This window comes from Streptomyces malaysiense, from assembly GCF_000980885.2.
GTDB classification, from domain to species: Bacteria; Actinomycetota; Actinomycetes; order Streptomycetales; family Streptomycetaceae; genus Streptomyces; species Streptomyces malaysiense.
Map to the genome: position 1 here is coordinate 1 of NZ_LBDA02000003.1, position 18,119 is coordinate 18,119.

The window sequence follows — 18,119 nt, forward strand, 5'->3', positions numbered from 1 at the left end:
CGAGGGCCTGAGCCTGGTGTTCCGGCTGCGCAAGGCGTAGGCGCCGAGCGGCCTTCGAGAAGGGCCTGTCCCTCCGGTTCCGGAGGGACAGGCCCTTCTTCGCGGGCATGAACGGCCACCGCACGCGAAAGAACGCGGCCCCGGACCGGAGTCCGGGGCCGCGTTCTCAGCGCTGCCGACGCCTATGGCGTACTACTCACCGTCGCCGGTGCTCAGTTGTCGTCCTCGTCGATCAGGAAACCGCGCATCGGCGAGGGGGCCTGGCCCATCGGGGACGGGCCCTGCGGACGGACCGGAGCCATCGGCTGGGTCATGGCGGGCGTCATCTGCTGCTGACCGCCGTAGGACGGACCGGACGTCTGAGCGGGCGAGCCGCCCATCGTCTGGTTGCCGCCGTAGGACGGGGCGCTCGCGCCGGCCGGGGCCATGGAGGGCGCCGGGGACGGCGGCAGGGACGCGGCGGCCGGGGTACGCGGCGGGGCCAGCGAGTCGTCGGCCTGGGTCTCCAGCTGGCGCAGCTGCGACTCCAGGTACGACTTCAGGCGCGTGCGGTACTCGCGTTCGAAGCCGCGCAGGTCCTCGACCTTGCGCTCCAGCGTGGCGCGAGCGGACTCCAGGGAGCCCATCGCGACGCGGTGCTTCTCCTGCGCGTCCCGCTCCAGGGCGTCGGCCTTGGCACGGGCGTCACGCTCCAGACCCTCGGCGCGGCTGCGGGCCTCGCCGACGATCTTGTTGGCCTCGGAGCGGGCCTCGGCGATCGCCTGGTCGGCGGTCTGCTGGGCCAGCGAGAGGACACGGGCGGCGCTGTCGCCGCCGGGGCCCTGACCGGGACCGCCCATGGGACCGCCCATGGGGCCACCCATCGGACCGCCCATGGGGCCGCCCATCTGCTGCTGCATGGGCGGCTGACCGCCCATCGGGCCCTGACCCATGGAGCCCTGACCCATGGACCCCTGACCCATGGACCCCTGACCCATCGGGCCCTGTCCCATCGGACCCTGGCCCATCGGGCCGGGACCCTGCGGACCACCCTGCCCACTGGGACCGGCGGGCAGCTGCGGGGCACCGCTCGGCAGCTGGGGCGGACCACCCATGGGGCCACCCATCTGCTGCTGCGGCGGGCCCGATATGCCGGCGGGTACCGGAGCGCCGGGACCTCGCATGCCCTGCTGCTGCTGTTCCTGCTCCGGGGGCTTCCGGGAGTTCTGCTGGTTCTGCGCCGCGGCCCGCGTGGCGGCCGCGAGCTTCGCGCGCAGGTCCTCGTTCTCCCGGAGCAGACGGGTCAGTTCGGCTTCGACCTCATCGAGGAAGGCATCGACCTCGTCCTCGTCATAGCCTTCTCGGAGGCGGACGGTCGTGAACTGCTTGTTCCGCACGTCCTCGGGGGTCAACGGCATCTCTTCACCTCAACGTAGTCATCGGCAGTCGGCAAGACCGGATCGTCCACACGCTCATCTCACGAAGTTCTGCACGATGGCGATGAGAATGTAGACGATGATCATCAGTACGAAGAAGGACAGGTCGAGCGCCACGCCCCCGAGACGCAGCGGCGGGATGAACCGCCGCAGAAGCTTCAGCGGTGGATCGGTGACAGTGTAGGTGGCCTCCAGTACGACCACCATCGCCTTGCCGGGTTGCCATGAGCGGGCGAACTGGAAGACGTAGTCCATGACCAGTCGGAAGATGAGCACGACGAGAAACACCATCAGCGCGATGTAGATCACCTGCGCGAACACGCCCATGGCCTGTGTTTCCCTCTCCCCTGTTCCGAGCTCTTGCGTACTGCGGTCCGGTCTGCGTCTCAGCTCTGGTTGAAGAACCCGCCCTCTGCGATGCGGGCCTTGTCCTCCGCCGTGACATCGACGTTAGCAGGAGACAACAGGAACACCTTCTGCGTCACCCGCTCGATACTGCCGTGAAGACCAAACACCAAACCGGCCGCAAAGTCGACAAGTCGCTTGGCGTCTGTGTCATCCATCTCAGTCAGATTCATGATCACCGGGGTGCCCTCACGGAAGTGTTCCCCGATGGTACGGGCCTCGTTGTAGGTCCGCGGGTGCAATGTCGTGATCCGGTAAGGCTCTCGTTCCGACACGACCTTGGGCATGATCACCGGCGCGTTCTTCTCCAGGGACTGGCGTTCTTGTGTGATGGACGCCACGGGCGCGATACGCGCCGGGCGACCGGATTCCGCGGGTAGCGAAGCCGCCCGGGACACCGGTTCACGGGGCGCCGGAGGCTGCACCACTCGCACCGATTCATCCCTTTGGGGCTGATGTGCATCATGCGGTTGATGCAGCGGCTCGTGCCGCCGGTGGTCCCGCTCGGGCTCCGGGTCCAGCTCGGGCTCGAAATCGTCATCGGGGTCGAATCCGCGGCCGTCGTACCCATCGTCCTCCACGAGGCCGAGGTAGACCGCCATCTTGCGCATCGCGCCGGCCATGCTCTGAGTCCTCCGCTCTGTGGTGGATCGACTGACGACTGCCAAGTGCCCGCGATCCACGCGGCCGTTGTGTCCGTTTCGCGAACACTGACCATATTTTCTGCTGTGGTCCGACTTCCTGGCGACGTTACCCGAGCCGGGGACGGACACCGAGTACCGCAGTGCCGACGCGCACATGTGTCGCCCCGGCCGCCACGGCCTGCTCGAGGTCCGCACTCATCCCTGCCGACACCATGGTCGCAGCCGGATGGGCTCGGCGCAGGTCGGTCGACAAATCCATGAGGCGCCCGAACGCCGCCTGTTCGCGTCCCGCGTACTCGCCGGTGAGCGGAGCCACGGTCATCAGACCGTCGAGCCGCAGCCCCGGCGAGCCGGCGACGAGGTCGGCCAACTCTTCGATTCCCGCGGGGGCCACGCCCCCGCGCTCCCCCCGCCCGGTCGCGTCCGCGTCGAGCGCGACCTGGACCAGGCACCCCACCTCGCGCCCGGCGCGCACCGCCTCCTTGGACAGCGCGGTGACGAGCCGTGCGCGGTCGATCGACTGCACGACATCGGCGTAACCGACTACGGAACGGACCTTGTTGGTCTGCAACTGGCCGACGAAGTGCCACTTCAGGGGCAGGTCCGCACAGGCCGCGGCCTTCGGCGCGGCGTCCTGGTCCCGATTCTCGGCGACATGCCGCACACCCAGCCCGGACAGGATCCGCACATCGCTCGCCGGGTAGGTCTTGGTGACCACGATCAGGGTCACCTCCTCCCGCCGCCGGCCCGCGGCCGCGCAGGCGCGGGCGATGCGCTCCTCCACATTCGCCAGGTTCTCGGCGAGTTCGGTCTTACGGTCCGTCATTCCCCATCAGTCCAGCCAGACATAGGCCGCGAGCCGCCCCGTGGTGCGGTCGCGACGGTATGAGAAGTGGTCCCTCGACTCCAGCGTGCACACCGGCGAATGCGCCCGGTCGCACACCCCGAGCCTGTCGAGCTGCGCGTGCACTCCGGCGCTCACGTCGACCGCCGGTGTGCCCCAGCTGGTTTCAGCGTGCGCCGTCGGCTCCACCACCGCCACCTCGGCCCGCATGGTCTCCGGCACCTCGTAGCACCGGCCACAGACGGCCGGTCCGGTGCGGGCGACGATCCGCTCGGGCGCGGCGCCGAGTTCGACCATGGCCCGTACGGTGGCGGGGACGACCCCCTCGACCATTCCGGGCCGGCCCGCGTGGGCCGCGGCGGCGACCCCGGCGACGGGGTCGGCCAGCAGCACCGGCACGCAGTCGGCGGTGAGCACGGCGAGGGCGAGCCCGCGCCGGGCGGTGACGAGGGCGTCGACCTCCGGCACCGGGCGGGTGCCCCAGGGCTCGTCCACCACGGCCACCTCGGCGCCGTGCACCTGGTTCATCCACACCACGCGGGCGGGGTCCAGACCGAGCGACCTGGCGGCCAGCTCCCGGTTGGCGGCTACCGCCCCGGGCGTGTCGCCGACCGCGCCGCCGAGGTTCAGCTCCTCATACGGAGCGGCGCTCACCCCGCCCCACCTGTCGGTGAAGGCGAAGTGCGCGCCGCTCACGCTCTCGCGCTGTCCTATCACTTCAGGAAATCCGGGACGTCCAGTTCCTCGGCCGCGCTGTCCGAGTAGGCGGGACGCGGCGCCGGCGTGACCGGCGGGGCGACCGGGATGTCGGCCACCGGCTCGGGGGCCGGCTCCGGCTCCTCCTTCGGCTTCACACTGCCGAGCGAGCCGAAGGACGGACGGCTCTCGGGCTGCCGTACCGGCGCGGGCTCCTCGCGGCGGGCGGGGGCCGGGGCGGCGGCCGAGGTCAGGCCGTTCTCCCGGCGGGCCGGCGGCTGGCCGCCGTCGAAGCCGGCCGCGATCACGGTGACGCGGACCTCGTCGCCGAGGGCGTCGTCGATGACCGCGCCGAAGATGATGTTGGCCTCGGGGTGGGCGGCCTCGCTGACCAGCTGGGCCGCCTCGTTGATCTCGAAGAGGCCGAGGTCGGAGCCGCCGGAGATGGAGAGCAGCACGCCGCGGGCGCCGTCGATGGACGCCTCCAGGAGCGGCGAGGAGATCGCCATCTCGGCGGCGGCCACCGCGCGGTCGTCGCCGCGGGCCGAGCCGATGCCCATGAGGGCCGAACCGGCCTCGGACATGACCGACTTCACGTCGGCGAAGTCCAGGTTGATCAGGCCCGGGGTGGTGATGAGGTCGGTGATGCCCTGGACACCGGAGAGCAGGACCTGGTCGGCGGACTTGAAGGCGTCCAGGACCGAGACCTGGCGGTCCGAGATGGACAGCAGCCGGTCGTTCGGGATGACGATGAGGGTGTCGACCTCTTCGCGCAGCTCGGCGATCCCGTCCTCGGCCTGGTTCGCGCGGCGCCGTCCCTCGAAGGTGAACGGGCGCGTGACCACGCCGATGGTGAGGGCGCCCAGCGAGCGCGCGATGTTGGCCACGACGGGTGCGCCGCCGGTTCCGGTGCCGCCGCCCTCACCGGCGGTCACGAAGACCATGTCGGCCCCCTTGAGGACCTCCTCGATCTCCTCGCGGTGGTCCTCGGCGGCCTTGCGGCCGACGGCCGGGTTGGCGCCGGCGCCGAGTCCGCGGGTGAGTTCCCTGCCGACGTCCAGCTTGACGTCGGCGTCGCTCATCAACAGCGCCTGCGCGTCGGTGTTGATGGCGATGAACTCGACACCCTTGAGACCGACCTCGATCATCCGGTTGATGGCATTGACACCACCGCCGCCGACACCGATGACCTTGATGACTGCGAGGTAGTTCTGCGGTGCTGCCACGTCGAAGGCCTCTCGCCTCGAATTACGTCGCCGCCGCGGGCGGTTGCCCGCGCCGTGACGACAGATGCCGAATGGGACGGTCCGTAGCGCCGACCCGAACCCTAAGCCTGAAGTTTAGGGTTACCAGTGTGTCTGTTCCCTGGAGTCTTCTGAACAGGACACTAAGTCGACAAGTGGCGCCCGTTCAACGAACACGCCGAACCTCCCGTTTTTCTTTTCACCCTATGTGATCAGCCATAGCGGTGCCCAACCAGGGTGCTGGCCTGCACTGATGTCCGTCAACTCGCCGATGACGCAGGGGCGGTGGGGACGCTGACGTCGAAGTGGCGTGCGCCGGAAGCTGCTTTCATGAGTGCGGTGAGGGTCCGTGCCTTGGCACGGCCGTTCTCCCCGCTCCCCCAGGCCACGGTGCGGCCGCCGGTCAACTCCAGCCGGATGTCGTCGTAGGAGTGCACCTCGACGGTGCCGGTGAGGCGCCTGACCTGGCCCGGCAGTTCACCGGCGACCAGGACGGCCTCGCGCACCAGCCGGTCGGTGCCGAAGCGCCGCAGGCTCGCGGCGGCCGAGCCCGACGCGGACGCGGACATCCGCAGCAGCGGAACACCCTTGGGCGCCTGCGCGACCGTGGCGAACCGGACACCCTTGTGGTCGACTTCGACGAAATTCTTTCCTTTTCGCACCAGTAGTACCGGGGTGCGCTCGGTCACCTTCAGCTCGATGTCGTGCGGCCAGGAACGGGACACGTCGACGGTGTCGATTCGCGGCAGTTTGTGGCGCATTCGGGCCGCGACGGCGTCGGTGTCGACCGACGCCAAGGGCGCCCCCACCGGTACGGCGGCGGCGTCAAGCACCTCGGCGGGCGTCAGCACCCGGGTGCCGGACACCGGGACGCGCTCGACGCGCAGCCACGAGGAGCCGTACAACACCCATACGGAGCCTGCCGACACGAGCACCAGGGCCACGGCCAGGATGACGATCGTACGAAGACGTAGTCGCTTTATCCTTCGGACGGGCGACGAGCCGGACGACTCCTGCTGGCGTTCTCCACGTTCGCGAGTCGTCGGTCCGGCCACGCTCACCACCCTTTCGTCATACGGTCCTAACGGCGCGAGGCGATGGCCTCGTACACCATGCCGACGAGCAGCTCGTCGGCGTCCCGGCGGCCGAACTCGCTCGCGGAGCGCGACATCTCGTAGAGCCGGTGCGGGTCGGCGAGCACGGGCAGCACGTTGTTCTGCACCCACTCGGGCGTCAGTTCCGCGTCGTCCACGAGGAGGCCGCCACCCGCCTTGACCACCGGCTGGGCGTTCAGCCGCTGTTCACCGTTGCCGATGGGCAGCGGGACGTAGGCGGCCGGCAGTCCGACGGCGGAGAGTTCGGCGACGGTCATCGCGCCCGCGCGGCAGAGCATCATGTCGGCCGCGGCGTACGCGAGGTCCATCCGGTCCAGGTAACTTACCGGGATGTAGGGGGGCATCCCCGGCATCTGCTGGACCTGCGGCAGTTCGTTCTTCGGGCCGACCGCGTGCAGGATCTGGATACCGGCCTGCTGGAGCCACGGGGCGACCTGCTGGACGACCTCGTTGAGCCGGCGCGCGCCCTGCGAGCCGCCGGAGACCAGCAGCGTGGGCAGGTTGGGGTCGAGGCCGAAGCGGTGCCGGGCCTCCGGGCGCACGGCGGCGCGGTCCAGCGTGGCGATGGAACGGCGCAGCGGGATGCCGATGTAGCGCGAGCCCCGCAGCTTGCTGTCCGGAGTGGAGACGGCGACCTGTGCCGCGTACCGGGACCCGATCTTGTTGGCCAGCCCCGGCCGGGCGTTGGCCTCGTGGATCACGATGGGCACGCCGAGCCGCTTGGCGGCGAGGTAGGCGGGCAGCGCGACATAGCCGCCGAAGCCGGCCACGGCGTCCGCCTTGGTGCGTTCGAGGATCTGCTCGGCGGCCTTGATGGTGCCGCGCAGCCGCCCCGGGACGGTGATCAGTTCGGGAGTGGGCTTGCGCGGCAGCGGCACCGCGGGGATCAGCGCCAGCTCGTAGCCGCGCTCCGGGACGAGCCGGGTCTCCAGACCGCGCTCCGTGCCCAGGGCCGTGATCCCCACGCTCGGGTCCTGCCTGCGCAGGGCGTCCGCGAGGGCGAGCGCGGGCTCGATGTGGCCGGCGGTCCCTCCACCGGCGAGTACGACATGCACCGAAATTCACCGCTCTCCGGACGAACGCGCCGCCGAGGCACGCCGTCGCATCGTGTTCCATCTCCGAGGCCCCCGATCCGCACCGGAGCCTCCCGCCCGCTTTCTACCAAAGCGAGGTTGCCGCAGCGCAAGCGCCGTCCGCGCAGCGGGGTCGTCACGCGCGAACGCGATCAGCAGCCCGATGGCGAACATGGTCGGCAGCAGGGCGGATCCTCCGTAGGAGAACAGCGGGAGCGGAACACCGGCGATCGGCAGCAGACCGAGCACCGCGCCGATGTTGATCACCGCCTGAGCGAGGATCCAGGTGGTCACGCCTCCCGCGGCGTACCTCACGAAGGGGTCTTTCGTGCGTCCGGCCACGCGGATACCCGCATAGCCTAGAGCCGCGAACAGGGCGAGCACCGACAGTGTCCCCGCCAGGCCCAGTTCCTCACCGGTGACCGCGAAGATGAAGTCGGTGTGCGCTTCCGGCAGTTGGCCCCATTTTTCCACACTCGCGCCGAGCCCGGAGCCGAAGAGTCCGCCGGAGGCGAGCGCGTAGATGCCGTGCACGGCCTGCCAGCAGTCGGCGCCCTGGGCCCGGGGCTCGGTGGCGCCGATGCAGGCGAGGCGGGCCATCCGGTTGGGGCTGGTCTCGATCAGGATGACCCCGATCACGACCGCGACCGAGAGCACGCCCGCGAACAGCCGGGTCGGGGCGCCCGCGAGCCACAGCAGTCCGAACAGGATCGCTGTGAGAATGATCGCGGTTCCCATGTCGCCGCCGAGCATGATCAGTCCGAGCAGCAGGAAGGCGGCCGGTACCAGCGGCACCAGCATGTGCTTCCACTGGGTCAGCAGTTTCCGCTCCTGCTTGCGGGCGATCAGGTCGGCGCCCCACAGCACCAGGGCGAGCTTGCCGAACTCGCTGGGCTGGATCTGGAAGGAGCCGCCGAGGGAGATCCAGTTCTGGTTGCCGTTGACCGACATCCCTATCCCGGGGACCTGCACCAGGGCCATCATGACGACGGCGCCGGCGAGGATCGGGTAGGCCAGCGCCCGGTGCAGCTTCACCGGCATCCGGGAGGCCGCGAGCAGCAGGACGCCGCCGATCACCGCGGCCAGCATCTGCTTACGGAAGAAGTACGAGCCCGGCAGCGACATCTGGAGCGCGGTCACCTGGGAGGCCGAGTAGACCATCACCAGGCCGAGCACCGTGATCAGCATGCTGCCGCCGACGATCAGGTAATAGGCGGTCAGCGGCCGGTCCCAGGCCCGCCGGGCCCGCGTGACCAGCCGCTGTACGGGGTTCTCGCGCGCGGAACCGGGGACGGCGGAGCGCCGGGACGCCCGCTGCACAGGGGGCTTTCCGGTACGGCTACTGGGCATCGGCGCCTCCACTGGACGTCGGCCGCCCCACGCGTCCCTCCCAGGATCCGCCCGGCGGGCGGCCGGGGTCAGGCGCGGAGTTCGCCGACCGCCGTCGCGAACGCGTCACCGCGCTGGTTGTAGTTGGTGAACATGTCCATGGAGGCGCAGGCCGGCGCGAGGAGCACCGTGTCCCCGGCGACCGCGAGCCGCTTGGCCTCCGTCACCGCCTGGACCATCGCCCCAGTGTCGGTCCGGTCGAGGTCGACCACGGGTACTTCCGGGGCGTGTCGCGCAAGGGCCTCGCGGATCAGGGCCCGGTCGGCGCCGATCAGGACGACGGCGCGCAGGTGCTTCGCCGAGGCGGCGACCAGTTCGTCGAAGGTCGCGCCCTTGGCGAGGCCGCCCGCGATCCACACGATCGACTCGTACGCCGCCAACGATGCCTGCGCGGCGTGGGTGTTGGTGGCCTTGGAGTCGTCCACGTAGGCCACGCCGTCGATGTCGGCGACGTGCTCGATGCGGTGGGCGTCCGGCCGGAAGGCGCGCAGCCCGTCCCGTACGGCCTGGGCGGGCACCCCGAAGGCCCGTGCGAGGGCCGCGGCGGCCAGGGCGTTGGCGATGTTGTGCGGGACGGGCGGCCGGACGTCGGAGACCTCGGCCAGCTCCTGCGCGTTCTTCTGCCGGTTCTCGACGAAGGCGCGGTCGACCAGGAGGCCCTCCACCACGCCGAGTTGGGAGGGTCCGGGCGTGCCGAGGGTGAACCCGACGGCCCGGCAGCCCTCTTCGACGTCGGCCCCGCGCACCAGGTCCTCGGTGGCCTGGTCGGCCACGTTGTAGACGCAGGCGACCTGGTTGCCCTCGTAGATCCGGCCCTTGTCGGCGGCGTAGGCCGCCATGGAGCCGTGCCAGTCGAGGTGGTCGGGGGCGAGGTTGAGGACGGCGGCGGAGTGGGCGCGCAGCGAGGGCGCCCAGTGCAGCTGGTAGCTGGACAGCTCCACGGCGAGGACGTCGTACGTCTCCTCGCCCAGGACGGCGTCCAGCAGCGAGACCCCGATGTTGCCGACGGCCGCCGTGCGCAGGCCCGCCGCCTCCAGGATGGAGGCGAGCATCCGCACGGTGGTGGTCTTGCCGTTGGTGCCGGTGACGGCCAGCCAGGGGGCCGCGTCGGGCCCCCGGAGCCGCCAGGCCAGCTCCACGTCGCCCCAGACCGGTACGCCCGCCTCGCCGGCCGCCCGGAAGAGCGGCTTGCCGGGCTGCCAGCCGGGGGCGGTGACGATCAGCTCGGTGCCCTCCGGGAGGGTCGCGCCGTCACCCAGGCGCACGGTGATGCCGAGCGCACGGAGTTCCTCGGCCTGCTCGCGGGCGCGGGCGTCGTCGCCGTCGTTGACGACGGTGACGATCGCGCCGCGCGCGTGCAGTGCCTTGGCCGCCGGGACGCCGGAGACGCCGAGTCCCGCGACGGTGACGTGCTTGCCCTGGAAGTCGAAGGGCGCCGAGCCGGTGGTCACTTTTCCGCTGCCCATCCCGCGTAGAAGAGGCCAAGTCCGACGATCACACAGATGCCTTGGATGATCCAGAAGCGGACCACTACCAGGACCTCGGACCAGCCCTTGAGTTCGAAGTGGTGCTGGAGTGGCGCCATCCGGAAGACACGCTTCCCGGTGAGCCGGAAGGAGCCGACCTGGATGACGACCGACATGGTGATGAGGACGAACAGGCCGCCCATGATGGCCACCAGCAGCTCGGTGCGGGAGAGGATGGCCAGGCCGGTGAGGACACCGCCGAGGGCGAGCGAGCCGGTGTCGCCCATGAAGATCTTCGCCGGGGAGGTGTTCCACCACAGGAAGCCCAGACAGGCGCCCATCAGCGCGGAGGCGACCACCGCCAGATCGAGCGGGTCGCGCACCTCGTAGCAGGCGGCCGGGTTGGTGAGGGTCTGCGCGTTGGCGCAGGACTCCTGGTACTGCCAGACGCCGATGAACGTGTAGGCGCCGAAGACGAGGACGGAGGCGCCGGTGGCGAGGCCGTCCAGACCGTCGGTCAGGTTCACGCCGTTCGACATCGCGAGGATCATGAACAGCGCCCAGATGACGAACAGCACCGGGCCGATCGACCAGCCGAAGTCCGTGATGAACGACAGCTTGGTGGAGCCCGGGGTGTTGCCGCGGGCGTCGGGGAACATCAGCGACAGCACGGCGAAGGCGATGCCGACGATCAGCTGGCCGGCCATCTTCGCCTTGGCCCGCAGACCCAGCGAACGGCGCTTGACGATCTTGATGTAGTCGTCCAGGAAGCCGACCAGGCCCATGCCGACCATCAGGCCGAGCACCAGCAGGCCGGAGAACGTCGGCGGCTTGCCGGTGATCACCTTGGACAGGAAGTACGCGGCCACCGTCGCCAGGATGAAGGCGATACCACCCATGGTCGGCGTACCGCGCTTGCTGAGGTGCTCGCGCGGGCCGTCGTCACGGATGAACTGGCCGTAGCCCTTGCGGGCCAGCAGCTTGATCAGCAGCGGGGTGCCGACCAGGGTGAGGAAGAGGCCAATGACACCCGAGAACAGGATCTGGTTCATCATCGGGCCGCAACCTCACCCTCGGCACCGGTCTCCAGCAGCGCCGCGGCGACACCTTCGAGCCCCACCGAACGGGACGCCTTCACGAGGACGACGTCCCCCGGGCGCAACTCGCTGCGCAACAGGTCGATCGCCGCCTGTGCGTCGGACACGTGCACCGACTCCTCACCCCACGAACCCTCGTTATATGCGCCCAGTTGCAGCCAGGAGGCCTCAATCCCCCCGACGGCGACGAGCTTGCTGACGTTGAGCCGGACGGCGAGCCGTCCGACGGCGTCGTGCTCGGCGAGCGCCTCGCCCCCCAGCTCGGCCATCTTGCCGAGCACCGCCCAGGTGCGCCGCCCCTGGCCCATGGCCGCGAGTGCCCGGAGGGCGGCCCGCATGGACTCGGGGTTGGCGTTGTAGGCGTCGTTGACGATGGTCACGCCGTCCGGGCGCTCGGTGACCTCCATGCGCCAGCGGGAGAGGGAGCCCGCCCCGGAGAGCGCGGTGGCGATCTCTTCCGCGGACATGCCCAGCTCATGGGCGACGGCGGCCGCGGCGAGCGCGTTCGACACGTGGTGCTCACCGTACAGGCGCATGGTCACATCGGATGCACCGGAGGGTGTGTGAAGCCTGAAGGCGGGCTGTCCGGTGTCCGTGAGTCGTACGTTCTCGGCGCGTACGTCCGCTTCGGCCGACTCTCCGAAAAGGACCACCTTCGCCTTGGTACGCGGTGCCATGGCGCGCACCAGCGGGTCGTCGGCGTTGAGGACGGCCGCGCCGTCCTCGGGCAGCCCCTCGATGATCTCGCCCTTGGCCTGGGCGATCTGCTCGCGGCCGCCGAACTCGCCGATGTGGGCGCTGCCGACGTTGAGGACCACGCCGATCCGCGGCGGGGTGAGGCCGGTGAGGTAGCGGATGTGGCCGATGCCGCGGGCGCCCATCTCCAGGACCAGGAAACGGGTTTCCTCGGTCGCGGTGAGGGCGGTCAGCGGCAGCCCGATCTCGTTGTTGAACGAACCCGGTGTGAACACCGTCGGCGCCTTGCCGCTCAGCACCTGGGCGATGAGGTCCTTGGTACTGGTCTTGCCCGCCGAGCCGGTCAGGGCGACGAGGGTCGCGCCGAGCCGGGCGACGACGTGCCGGGCGAGGGCGCCGAGGGCGCTCTGGACGTCCTCGACCACGATCGCGGGCACGCCGACCGGGCGCGACGCCAGTACGGCGACCGCGCCCGCCTCGACGACCTGCGGTGCGAAGTCGTGGCCGTCCGCCCGCTCGCCGACGAATGCGGCGAACAGGCTGCCGGGCACCACTTCCCGGGAGTCCCGGACGACCGGTCCGGTGACCTGCACGGACGGATCCGGTATGTCGTGCGTCTGCCCGCCGACGACAGCTGCGATCTCGGCGAGGGAGAGGGCGATCACAAATTCATCCCTGGGTCTTCTGGATAGCTTCGCGAAGCACCTGGCGGTCGTCGAAGGGACGGACCACACCGGCGATGTCCTGGCCCTGCTCGTGGCCCTTGCCCGCGACCAGCACGGTGTCGCCGGCCTGGGCGCGGCCCACGGCGGCGGCGATGGCGGCGGCCCGCTCCTCGAAGAGGAGCACCTCGCCGCGCTCGTGCGCGGGCACGGAGGCCGCGCCCTGGAGCATGGTCGCGAGGATCGCGAGCGGGTCCTCGGAGCGGGGGTTGTCCGAGGTCAGTACGGCCGTGTCGGCGAGCCGGGCCGCCGCGGCGCCCATCGGGGCGCGCTTGGTCTGGTCGCGGTCGCCGCCGCAGCCCAGGACGATGTGCAGCCGGCCCTTGGTGACCTTGCGCAGCGCCTTGAGCACCGACTCGACCGCGTCGGTCTTGTGGGCGTAGTCCACGACCGCGAGGTAGGGCTGCCCGGCGTCGACGCGCTCCAGGCGGCCGGGGACGCCCGGGACGGCGGCGATGCCGTCGGCGGCGGTCTGCGGGTCGAGGCCGGCCGCGGCGAGTGCGACGACGGCGGCGAGGGTGTTCGCCACGTTGAAGGGGCCGGCCAGCGGCGACCTGGCCTGCACCCGCTCGCCGTTCGGGCCGAGGACCGTGAACGTCGAGTCCAGCGGGCCGACCTGGACGTGCTCGGCGCGCCAGTCGGCGTCGGGGTGGCCCTCGGCGGAGAAGGTGACGACGGGGACGGTGGCCTCGGCGGCGAGGCGGCGGCCGTACTCGTCGTCGGCGTTGACGACGCCGAGCCTGCTGCGTGCCGGCGTGAAGAGCTGCGCCTTGGCCTGGAAGTAGTCCTCCATGCCGGAGTGGAACTCCATGTGCTCCGGGCTGAGGTTGGTGAAGACCGCGATGTCGAAGACGCAGCCGTCGACCCGGCCGAGGACCAGGGCGTGGCTGGAGACCTCCATGGCGACCGCCTCGGTGCCGCGTTCGCGCATGACGGCGAAGAGGGCCTGGAGGTCGGTGGCTTCGGGGGTGGTGCGCTCGGACTTGATGCGCTCGTCGCCGATGCGCATCTCCACGGTGCCGACCAGGCCGGTGGCCTTCGCGGTCCGCAGGCCGCCCTCGACCAGGTAGGCCGTGGTGGTCTTGCCGGAGGTGCCGGTGATGCCGATCTGGAGCAGGTCGCGGCCCGGGTGGCCGTAGATCGTGGCCGCCAGTTCGCCCATCAGGGCCCGCGGGTCGGGCACCACCAGGACCGGCAGTCCGGTCGCGGCGGCGCGCTCGGCGCCGGTCGGGTCGGTCAGCACGGCGGTCGCGCCGAGGCCGGCGGCCTGGGTGACGAAGTCGGCGCCGTGCAGGCGGGCGCCCGGGAGGGCGGCGTACAGGTCGCCGGGGCGGACGGCGCGCGAGTCGTGGGTGATCCCGGTGATCTCGGCGGTGGCGTCCGGGGCGGCGGCACCCAGCTGATCGGCCAGCTCCGCGAGGGGTGTGGCGGAGACGTGGACCGGTCGCGGCGGTCCCGGATATGTCACGGAAGCGCCCTTCTGGGTGGTTTGGGACTGATCAGCGTGTGGCACGGCGGTGAGCGTACCGGGCTCACCGGCCCTGGAGCTAAAAAGGGGCCCGCGCGCAGTGCGGTCCGGCACGGGCGGTGGGGGCAGGCGGGCGGACGAGGGCTCGGGGTCCGGACGGTTCCCGGGTCCTGGGGTGATCGTTGTCACTGGCTGGATCCTGTGCTTTCGGTGCTGGTCAGGGCTTGTAGTCGACCGGCAGGTTCGCGGGCGGCGCGCCGGTGGGCGGGACCTGGAGGGTCTTCAGGGCGAACTCCATGACCTTCTTGTAGATGGGCCCGCAGATCTGGCCGCCGAAGTAGCCGCCGGAGGTGGCGTTCTGGATGGCGCAGTAGACCGTGATGCGGGGCTTGTCCGCGGGGGCGAACCCGGCGAAGGACGAGGTGTAGCCGTGGTATCTGCCGGTGGCCGGATCCACTCGGTTGGCGGTGCCGGTCTTGCCGGCCACGTTGTAACCGGGGATGCGCGCGGAGATGCCGGTGCCCTGTTCGTCGTCGACCACGGACTCCAGCATCTCGGCGACCGACTCGGCGGTCTTCGCGCTGACGACCCTCGTCTCCTCGGGCTTGGCCGCGGGGGTGAACCGGCCGTCGGGTCCCTTGGTGCCGCGGATCAGGCTCGGCTGGACCCGGACGCCGCCGTTGGCGATGGTCGAGTACACGGACGCGGCCTGGAGGGCGTTGATGGAGAAGCCCTGGCCGAAAGGGATCGTGTACTGCTGCGAGGTGGACCACTTCTGCGGCGGCGCCAGGATGCCGGGGGTCTCGCCGGGGAAGTGCAGCCCGGTGTAGCTGCCGATGCCGAACTTGCGCAGGTAGGAGTAGAGGACCTTGTTGGCCTGCGGCTGGGTCTTGCCGAGCTGGCCCGTGGCGAGGATGGTCCCGATGTTGCTGGACTTGGCGAGCACGCCGTTGAGCGTGAGGTTCCAGGTGGCGTGGTCGACGTCGTCCTGGAAGAGCCGGTCGCCGCGGTGCAGCCGGTTGGGTACGACGACATGGGTGAGCGGGGTCGCCGCGTTCTCCTGGAGGACGGCCGACATGGACATCACCTTGGCGGTGGAGCCGGGCTCGTAGGCGTCCTGGACGGCCGCGTTGCCGAGCGTGTCCGGGTCCGCCTTGGAGAGGTCGTTGGGGTCGAACCCCGGCGCGTCGGCCATGGCGAGGATCTGGCCGGTACGGGTGTCCTGCACGACGACGTAGCCGCGGTCGGCCTTGGACTTCTTCACCTGCTCGGCGATGGCGTTCTGGGCCGCCCACTGGATGTCGCGGTCGATGGTCAGCTCGATGTCGGAGCCGGGCACGGCGGGCGTCTCGGCGGAGCCCGCGGTGGGCACCTCGCGGCCGCCGGACTGGGCGTAGCGGATCTTGCCGTTCTTCCCGGCGAGCTGCTTCTCCAGCATCCGCTCGATGCCGCCGCCGCCCTGACCGTCGGCGTTCACCCAGCCCAGTATCCCGGCGGCGAGGTCGCCGTTCGGGTACACGCGCTGACTGCTGGGGTCGGCGAAGACCCCGGCGAGGACGTTGACGGTGCCGGCCTTCTGGGCGAGGGCCGACCTCAGGTCCTTGATCTGCTTCCAGACCTGGGGGGTCTGCCGGGTGGCGAGCCGGGTGTAGCGGGAGTTCTTGTCGGCGGGCCGCAGCTTCTTCACCAGGTCCGCCTGGTCCTGCCCGAGGATCGGCGCGAGCAGGGCGGCGGCCCGCTCGGGGCCGTCGGCGATCTTCAGCTGCTCGGCGCTGAACATCGTGGGGTCGGCCGTGATGTCGTAGGCGTCCACGCTGACGGCGAGGGCCACGCCGTTGCGGTCCGTGATGCCGCCGCGCTCGGCGGCCAGCGTGTGCACGACGTACCGGTTCACCTCGGCCTTCGCCGCGTACGCGCTCGCCTCCACGGCCTGCACCTGGAGCAGTCGTACGACGAAGGTGGCCAGCACCAGGCCGAGGGCGAGGCCCACCAGGCGCAGCCGGGGCCGGGGGCTGCCGAGCCGCAGCGGGCGCTGGGCGGGCACCCGGCCCGCGCTCGGGCGCCGGACCGGCCGGGCGCCGGGGCCGGGCTGCCTGCGCGCGGCGCCCTGCGGCCGGGACGGCTTCGCGGGGCGGGGCACGCGGCGGCGCGGGGGTTCCCTGTCGGACACTTCCGTCACCTGCCGGGGGTCGGGGTGGGAACGGGCTGGGGGGTGGTGGAGGCGGTCGCGGCCGGGGCCGCGGCGGCGCCGCCGCGGGGCGGTACCGGGCTCGGTGCCCCGCTCGGCGTGGCCGGGGTGGCCGGGAGGCCGGGCGGCGGGGTGAGAGCCGGGGACTCGGGGGCGGGCGGGCCCTCCAGGACGGCCGGCTCGGGGACGGCGGCGCGGGGGACGCCCTCGACCCTGCCGTTCGGGTCGAGGAAGGCGGGGTCGCCGCCGGGGACCATGCCGAGTTCGTGGGCCCGGCGCTCCAGGGCGTCGGGGGAAGAGTAGGCGTCGATGTCCCGCTGGAGGGCCTGTTCCTCGTCGGTGAGGTTCTGGGTCCGCTTCTGGAGATCGGCGAGTTCGAACGAACCCTCGCTGAGCGCGGAGTTCAGCACCAGCAGCCCGATGAGGCCGCCGCCGAGGAGGAGGACGACGAGGAGGACGAACGGGGTGCGGGCGGCCTTGGCGCGGCCGGCCGGGAAGAGCCGGGCGAGCCGCGCGGCCCTCCCCTTCACTTCGGGATTCCTAGGCACCGCTCCCCCAGTGGGTTCCGGGGACCGCGGTCCCGGGGGCCGGCCCACCCGTACGGCTCACTCGGCGTCCTCCCTGATGCGCTCGGCGCCCCGCAGCCTGGCGGGGGCGGCCCGGCGGTTCTCTGCGATCTCTTCCTCGGTGGGAAGTTCGGCACCGCGGGTGAGCAGCTTGAGCCGCGGCTGGTAGCGCTCGGGCACCACCGGCAGTCCGGGCGGTGCGGTGTTCGCCGCGCCCGCCGCGAACACCTGTTTGACCAGCCGGTCCTCCAGCGAGTGGTACGACAGCACGGCGACCCGCCCGCCGACGGCCAGGGCCCGCACGGCGGCCGGGATCGCCCGCTCCAGGACCGACAGTTCGCCGTTGACCTCGATGCGCAGCGCCTGGAAGGTGCGCTTGGCCGGGTTGCCGCCGGTGCGCTTGGCGGCCTGCGGCAGCGAGTCGCGGATCAGCTCCACCAGGCGGGCGCTGTTGTCGAACGGCTCCTTCTCCCGCTCGCGCACGATCGCGCCGACGATCCGCTTGGCCTGCTTCTCCTCGCCGTACGCGCGCAGGATGCGCACCAGTTCGCCCGCCGGATAGGTGTTGAGGACCTCGGCGGCGCTCATGCCGGTCGTCTGGTCCATGCGCATGTCGAGCGGCGCGTCCTGGGCGTAGGCGAAGCCGCGGTCGGCCTCGTCCAGCTGCATGGAGGACACGCCGAGGTCGAACAGGACGCCCTGGACGCGCGGGACGCGCAGCCGCTCCAGGACCTCGGGCAGTTCGTCGTAGACGGCGTGCACCAGGGTGGCCCGCTCGCCGAAGGGCGCGAGCCGTTCCCCGGACAGGCGCAGCGCCTCCTTGTCCCGGTCGAGGCCGATCAGGCGGACCTCGGGGAAGCGGGTCAGCAGCGCCTCGCTGTGCCCGCCGAGGCCCAGGGTGCAGTCGACGACCACCGCTCCAGGGCGCTCCAGGGCGGGTGCCAGCAGGTCCAGGCACCGCTGGAGCATCACCGGGACGTGTCGACTCTGGCTCAAGGGGGCCTCTCATTCCGGCGAGGCGCCGTGCGCACCGCGGGCTCCCGCCAGCTCGTGAACAGGGCGTCGGCCGGCGCCGGAAGCGTCAGCCGACC

Annotated in this window: 16 protein-coding genes; all 16 read right to left on the reverse strand. The window is 71.2% G+C overall.

The annotated features are described in order from the left end of the window. Positions 1-212: 212 nt before the first annotated feature. The 16 genes from VT52_RS00820 to rsmH all read right to left on the reverse strand — a co-directional run bounded on the left by VT52_RS00820 (position 213) and on the right by rsmH (position 18,024). Positions 213-1,397 (reverse strand): DivIVA domain-containing protein, encoded by a 1,185-nt coding sequence (locus tag VT52_RS00820; RefSeq protein ID WP_046426750.1) that lies wholly within the window; start codon positions 1,395-1,397, stop codon positions 213-215. Positions 1,398-1,451: 54 nt separating this feature from the next. After that, positions 1,452-1,742: a YggT family protein gene (locus VT52_RS00825; protein ID WP_037653106.1), complete on the reverse strand. Its 291-nt coding sequence runs from the start codon at positions 1,740-1,742 to the stop codon at positions 1,452-1,454. Positions 1,743-1,801: 59 nt separating this feature from the next. Beyond that, complete coding sequence (locus VT52_RS00830) at positions 1,802-2,443, reverse strand: cell division protein SepF (RefSeq protein ID WP_037653104.1); 642 nt, start codon at positions 2,441-2,443, stop codon at positions 1,802-1,804. A gap of 127 nt (positions 2,444-2,570) precedes the next feature. Then, a complete protein-coding gene (locus VT52_RS00835) occupies positions 2,571-3,290 on the reverse strand; it encodes a YggS family pyridoxal phosphate-dependent enzyme (protein WP_046426751.1) in 720 nt (239 codons plus the stop codon). Between the two features lie 6 nt (positions 3,291-3,296). After that, on the reverse strand, positions 3,297-4,025 hold the full coding sequence (pgeF, locus tag VT52_RS00840) for a peptidoglycan editing factor PgeF (RefSeq protein WP_046426752.1): 729 nt from the start codon (positions 4,023-4,025) through the stop codon (positions 3,297-3,299). After that, positions 4,022-5,230 (reverse strand): cell division protein FtsZ, encoded by a 1,209-nt coding sequence (gene ftsZ / locus VT52_RS00845; RefSeq protein ID WP_046426753.1) that lies wholly within the window; start codon positions 5,228-5,230, stop codon positions 4,022-4,024. Before ftsZ ends, pgeF begins: the two co-directional genes overlap by 4 nt. A gap of 278 nt (positions 5,231-5,508) precedes the next feature. Further along, positions 5,509-6,303 carry a cell division protein FtsQ/DivIB gene (locus VT52_RS00850; RefSeq protein WP_063888378.1) on the reverse strand — a complete coding sequence of 265 codons (795 nt, stop codon included), beginning with the start codon at positions 6,301-6,303 and terminating at the stop codon, positions 5,509-5,511. A 26-nt stretch (positions 6,304-6,329) separates the two neighbouring features. Further along, complete coding sequence (gene murG, locus VT52_RS00855) at positions 6,330-7,418, reverse strand: undecaprenyldiphospho-muramoylpentapeptide beta-N-acetylglucosaminyltransferase (RefSeq protein WP_046426757.1); 1,089 nt, start codon at positions 7,416-7,418, stop codon at positions 6,330-6,332. A gap of 6 nt (positions 7,419-7,424) precedes the next feature. After that, complete coding sequence (ftsW, locus tag VT52_RS00860; RefSeq protein WP_046426758.1) at positions 7,425-8,786, reverse strand: putative lipid II flippase FtsW; 1,362 nt, start codon at positions 8,784-8,786, stop codon at positions 7,425-7,427. A gap of 68 nt (positions 8,787-8,854) precedes the next feature. Then, entirely contained in the window at positions 8,855-10,291 is a 1,437-nt protein-coding gene (murD, locus tag VT52_RS00865; RefSeq protein WP_206306405.1) for a UDP-N-acetylmuramoyl-L-alanine--D-glutamate ligase, read from the reverse strand. Beyond that, the gene (mraY, locus tag VT52_RS00870; RefSeq protein ID WP_046426762.1) at positions 10,273-11,346 is read right to left on the reverse strand and encodes a phospho-N-acetylmuramoyl-pentapeptide-transferase; all 1,074 of its coding nucleotides are present in this window, start codon (positions 11,344-11,346) and stop codon (positions 10,273-10,275) included. Before mraY ends, murD begins: the two co-directional genes overlap by 19 nt. Continuing rightward, on the reverse strand, positions 11,343-12,749 hold the full coding sequence (locus tag VT52_RS00875; RefSeq protein WP_046426764.1) for a UDP-N-acetylmuramoyl-tripeptide--D-alanyl-D-alanine ligase: 1,407 nt from the start codon (positions 12,747-12,749) through the stop codon (positions 11,343-11,345). The genes mraY and VT52_RS00875 overlap by 4 nt, the downstream gene beginning before the upstream one ends. 4 nt (positions 12,750-12,753) lie before the next feature. Next, positions 12,754-14,274 (reverse strand): UDP-N-acetylmuramoyl-L-alanyl-D-glutamate--2,6-diaminopimelate ligase, encoded by a 1,521-nt coding sequence (locus VT52_RS00880; protein WP_046426769.1) that lies wholly within the window; start codon positions 14,272-14,274, stop codon positions 12,754-12,756. A 217-nt stretch (positions 14,275-14,491) separates the two neighbouring features. Then, positions 14,492-16,444, reverse strand: coding sequence for a peptidoglycan D,D-transpeptidase FtsI family protein (locus VT52_RS00885; RefSeq protein WP_276207934.1), 1,953 nt, complete (start codon positions 16,442-16,444; stop codon positions 14,492-14,494). A gap of 5 nt (positions 16,445-16,449) precedes the next feature. After that, the gene (gene ftsL, locus VT52_RS00890; protein WP_071387339.1) at positions 16,450-17,010 is read right to left on the reverse strand and encodes a cell division protein FtsL; all 561 of its coding nucleotides are present in this window, start codon (positions 17,008-17,010) and stop codon (positions 16,450-16,452) included. 57 nt (positions 17,011-17,067) lie between these two features. Further along, entirely contained in the window at positions 17,068-18,024 is a 957-nt protein-coding gene (gene rsmH, locus VT52_RS00895) for a 16S rRNA (cytosine(1402)-N(4))-methyltransferase RsmH (protein ID WP_079174767.1), read from the reverse strand. Between the last annotated feature and the right edge of the window lie 95 nt (positions 18,025-18,119).